This is a genomic window from Frankia sp. CeTa3Moorea (genome assembly GCF_978021225.1).
Genome location: NZ_CDXDOR010000244.1, coordinates 1 through 4,738 on the forward strand (window position 1 = coordinate 1; position 4,738 = coordinate 4,738).

General features: G+C 76.5%; 1 protein-coding gene. It reads left to right on the top strand.

The features are described from left to right. Nucleotides 1-57: 57 nt before the first annotated feature. The coding region (locus tag AC08OV_RS23575; protein ID WP_476620338.1) for an SDR family NAD(P)-dependent oxidoreductase at nt 58-4,738 on the top strand (4,681 nt) is incomplete at its 3' end.

The following is a 4,738-nucleotide window of genomic DNA, read 5'->3' on the forward strand; positions in this document are numbered from 1 at the left end:
GAGGGCGGGCATCCCGCCGATGCGGCTGCGGGCGACTGCCCGTCCGGAGAGACACCGGTGGTGCCTCTGGTCATGACCGCTCGCGGCGCCGCCGCGCTGGCGGGCCAGGCCGGACGGCTCGCAGGTTTCCTGCGCCAGCACGACACCACGCTGCAGGATCTCGCCGGCGCCCTTGTGAACCGGCGGGTACGGATGCCCGACCGGGCCGTCCTCCTGGCCACGTCCACCGCCGAGGCCCTGACGGGTCTGGACGTCCTCGCCCGGGCCGAACCGGCCCCGAACATCGTCACCGGCCCGGGCGGTCGGCCCGGCAAGGTGGTGTTCGTCTTCCCCGGCCAGGGTTCCCAGCGGCCGGGCATGGGCCGCGAGCTCCATCGCCGCTTCCAGGTCTTCGCCGACGCGTTCGACGAGACCTGCGCCCTGCTCGACGAACGGCTCGGCGCCGCCGCCGGACCCGGCATCCGCGCCGTACTCCTCGCTGACGACGGTGCGGACGGCGCGGACGGCACCGACCGCCTGGACCGGACGGTGTTCACCCAGACCGGCCTGTTCGCCGTCGAGGTCGCGCTGGCCCGGCTGGTCGAGTCCTGGGGCATCCGGGCCGACCTCATGATCGGGCACTCGATCGGCGAGATCACGGCCGCCCACCTGGCCGGTGTGCTGTCGCTGCCGGACGCCGCCGCGGTCGTGGCCGCCCGCGGGCGGCTGATGGAGGCGCTGCCGGAAGGCGGTGCGATGGTCGCGGTCGGCGCGCCCGAGGACGCCGTGCGCGAGTTCCTCGGCGCCGGCGTCGACCTCGCCGCGGTCAACGGGCCGGACGCCGTCGTCCTGTCCGGTGACGAGGTGCCCGTGCTGGCCGCCGCCGCCCGGATGCGCGAGCGCGGTGCCCGGACCCGGCGGCTGACGGTGTCGCACGCGTTCCACTCCGCCCGTATGGAGCCCGTGCTGGCCGAGTTCAGGACCGTCCTGGAACAGGTGCGGTGGCACCAGCCGTCCGTGCCGGTCGTCTCCAACCTGACTGGTGAGATCGCCGGCGACGAGCTCGCCACGCCCGGCTACTGGGCCGACCACGTGCGGCGGACCGTCCGGTTCGCGGACGGCGTGCAGGCGGCGATCGCCGCAGGCGGGGGAGTGTTCCTCGAGGTGGGGCCGGGCGCCGCGCTGTCCGGTCTGCCGGCCGCGGCCGGCCGGCCCGGCGTGCCGATGATGCGCGACGGCCGGCCGGAGGTCCCGACGGCGCTCGCCGCCGCCGCCGAGCTGTTCACCCGAGGCGTCGAGGTCGACTGGACAGCGATGCTGCCGGACGGCGGCGACGGCGCGGGCGTCGAGCTGCCGACCTACGCCTTCGACCACCAGCACTACTGGCTGCCGGCGGCCGCCCCGGCCGATCCCGCGGCCCTCGGCCAGGCCGGGGCGGACCATCCGCTGCTCGGCGCCGTGGTCAGCCTGCCGCGGGACGGCGGCCTGGCCCTGACCTCCCGGCTGTCGCTGCGCACCCACCCCTGGCTGGCCGACCACTCCATCGGCGGTGTCGTCCTGGTGGCGGGCACCGGCCTGGTCGAGCTGGCCGTCCGGGCCGGCGACGAGGCCGGGTGCGGTGTACTGCGCGAGCTTGTGATCGAAAGCCCCCTCGTCGTGCCTCGGCAGGGCAGCGTCCGGGTGCATGTCGTCCTCGGGGGGCCGGGGGAGAGCCACGGCACTTCCGCCACCCGCACGGTCGAGATCTGGTCCGCGCCGGACGAGGCCACCGAGTGGACCCGCCACGCGAGCGGCACGCTGGCCGTGCCCGAAACGACCGACGGGACCGGCCCCACTTCCGACCGCACCCCCGAGCCCGACCTCGCGGCCTGGCCGCCGGCGGGCGCCCGGCCCGTCGACCTCACCGGCGGCTACGAGCTGCTCGCCCGGGCCGGGTACGAGTACGGGCCGGCGTTCCGATGCGTCCGCTCGGCCTGGCGGCGCGGTTCCGACGTCTTCGCCGAGGTCGCCGTGGCGCCCGAGCACCGGGCTGTCGCGGCCGCCTCCGGCATCCACCCTGGTCTGCTCGACGCGGCCCTGCACTCCGCCGTCCTCGCCGCCGTCGCCGACAGTCCGGCAGCGGGCGACCCGGCCACCGGCGGACCGGAGGAGGCGGTGGTCCGGCTGCCGTTCGCCTGGAGCGGCCTGCGCCTGCATGCCGCGGGCGCGACGTCGCTGCGGGTCCGGGTCCGCCGGCCCGGCCCCGACACCCTCGTCCTGGACGCGGCCGACGACACCGGTGCGCCCGTCGTCACGGTCGACTCGCTCGTATCCCGCGCCGTCACCAGCGCCCAGCTCACCGCCGCCAGCGCGCGCGGCGCGACCGGGCCGGACTCGCTTTACGAGATCGAGTGGCGCCCGGTGGCGCACCCGGCCGGCCCGCCGGCCGACGCCGGCGAGCGCCCCGGACGGACCGTGGTCGAGGTCTCCGGCGACGATCCGCTCGCCGAGACCACCCGGGTGCTGGCCGTCCTGCAGGACTGGCTCGCGGTCGACACCGCTGCGACGCCGGGCTCCGGGCCACTCGTCGTCGTGACCCGCGGAGCCGTGGCCGCCGGACCCGAACCGGTCGTCGATCCCGGGCACGGCCCGGCGGGAGGCGCCGTCTGGGGCCTGGTCCGGGCGGCCCAGGCCGAGAACCCAGGCCGGTTCGTCCTCGTCGACCTCGGTCCCGACGGCTCGTTGCCGGACCGGCTGCCGGACGGCGAGCCGCAGCTCGCCGTCCGCGGCTCCACCTTCCTGGCCCCTCGGATGACCCGCGCGTCCCGTGCATCGGCTCCTTACCCCGAGCTGAGCGCCGCATCGGACGCGACGCCGGTCCAGGGCCCGGCGTCGCCGTTCGACCCCGCCGGCACCGTGCTGATCACTGGCGGCACCGGTTCGCTCGGCAGCCTGCTGGCGGCGCACCTGGTGACCGCCCACGGCGTCCGGCACCTCACCCTCGCCGGCCGCCGCGGCCCGGCCGCCGAGGGCGCCATCGAGCTGGCCGAGCGGCTGAGCGACCTGGGTGCGCAGAGCGTCGAGCTCGTCGCCGTCGACGTCTCGGACGCCGACGCCGTCACCGCCCTCGTCGGCCGGCTGGCCGCCGAGCGCCGGCTGAGCGGGGTGATCCACGCCGCCGGCGTGTTCGACGCGGGGATCGTGACCCGGACCGACCCGGACCGGCTGGCCGAGGTCTTCGCGGCCAAGGTTGTCTCGGCACAGAACCTCGACCGTGCCACCCGCGACCTCGACGTGGACGTCTTCGCGATGTTCTCCTCCGTCTCCGGCACCTTCCTCGGCGCCGGAACCGGTGGATACGGGGCGGCGAACGCCTACCTCGACACGCTCATGGCCGCCCGCCGGGCCCAGGGCCGGCCGGGCATCTCGCTGGCCTGGGGACCGTGGCGGCAGGACGACGGCATGGGCGCCGGCGTCGACGACCAGGCCCGCGGCCGGATGCGCCGCCGCGGCGGGGTCGTGCCCCTGGCTCCGGCCGAGGGCCTGGCCCTGTTCGACGCCGCGCTCGCCGGCGGGAGCGCGCTGGTGATACCGGTCCGGCTCGACCTCGCCGCGCTTCGCGAGAGCGGCGCCGTGCCCCCGCTGCTGCGTGACCTGGTGCCCACCGCCCGGCAGCGCGCCCGCGGTGGCGAGGCCGGTGGCGGCGGGCCGGGCGACCTGGCCGGACGGTTGGCCGGCCTCGGCGGGCCCGCCCGGGAGAGCCTGCTGCTCGACGTGGTCCGCACCCACGTGGCCGCCGTGCTGGGCCACGCCGGCGTCGGCCAGGTACAGCCCGACACCGCGTTCCGGGACGCCGGTTTCGACTCGCTGACCGCGGTCGAGCTGCGCAACCGGCTGCGTGAAGCGAGCGGCGTCGCCCTGCCCGCGACCGTCGTCTTCGACCACCCCTCGCCGCGCGCGCTGGGCCGGTTCCTGCTCGGCGAGCTCGACGGCTCGGGCCTGCCGGAAGCCGTCGAGCCGCTCCGGACGGCCGACGCGGGGGAGCCCGTGGCGGTCGTCGGCATGGCCTGCCGGCTGCCTGGCGGAGTCCGGACGCCGGACGACCTCTGGCGCCTGGTGCGGGACGGCCGGGACGGTGTCACCGGCTTCCCCGACGACCGCGGCTGGGACCTGGACGAGGTGTTCGACCCGGATGCCGACCCGGACGCCGATCCCGGCGGCGAGCGCGCGGGCCGCTCGTATGTCGACCGGGGTGGTTTCCTGCATGAGGCGGGCCGGTTCGATCCGGGGTTCTTCGGTATCTCTCCCCGCGAGGCCGTCGCGATGGACCCGCAGCAGCGGTTGCTGTTGGAGACCTCGTGGGAGGCGTTGGAGCGGGCGGGGATCGACCCGGACACGCTGCGCGGCACCGACGTCGGTGTCTTCACCGGCATCATGGGCGTCGACTACTACACCGGCGCCACCGTGCCGGACGAGGTCGGCGGGTTCGCGATGACCGGGGCCGGGGCGAGTGTGGCCTCCGGCCGGGTGTCGTACGTGTTCGGGTTCGAGGGCCCGGCGGTCACGGTGGACACGGCCTGCTCGTCCTCGCTGGTCGCGATCCATCTGGCCGCGCAGGCGCTGCGGCAGGGCGAGTGCTCGCTGGCGCTTGCCGGCGGCGCCACCGTGATGGCCAGCCCCGGCATCTTCATGGAGTTCTCCCGGCAGGGGGCGCTCGCCGCCGACGGCCGGTGCAAGTCGTACGCGGATGCCGCCGACGGCACGGGGTGGGCCGAGGGGG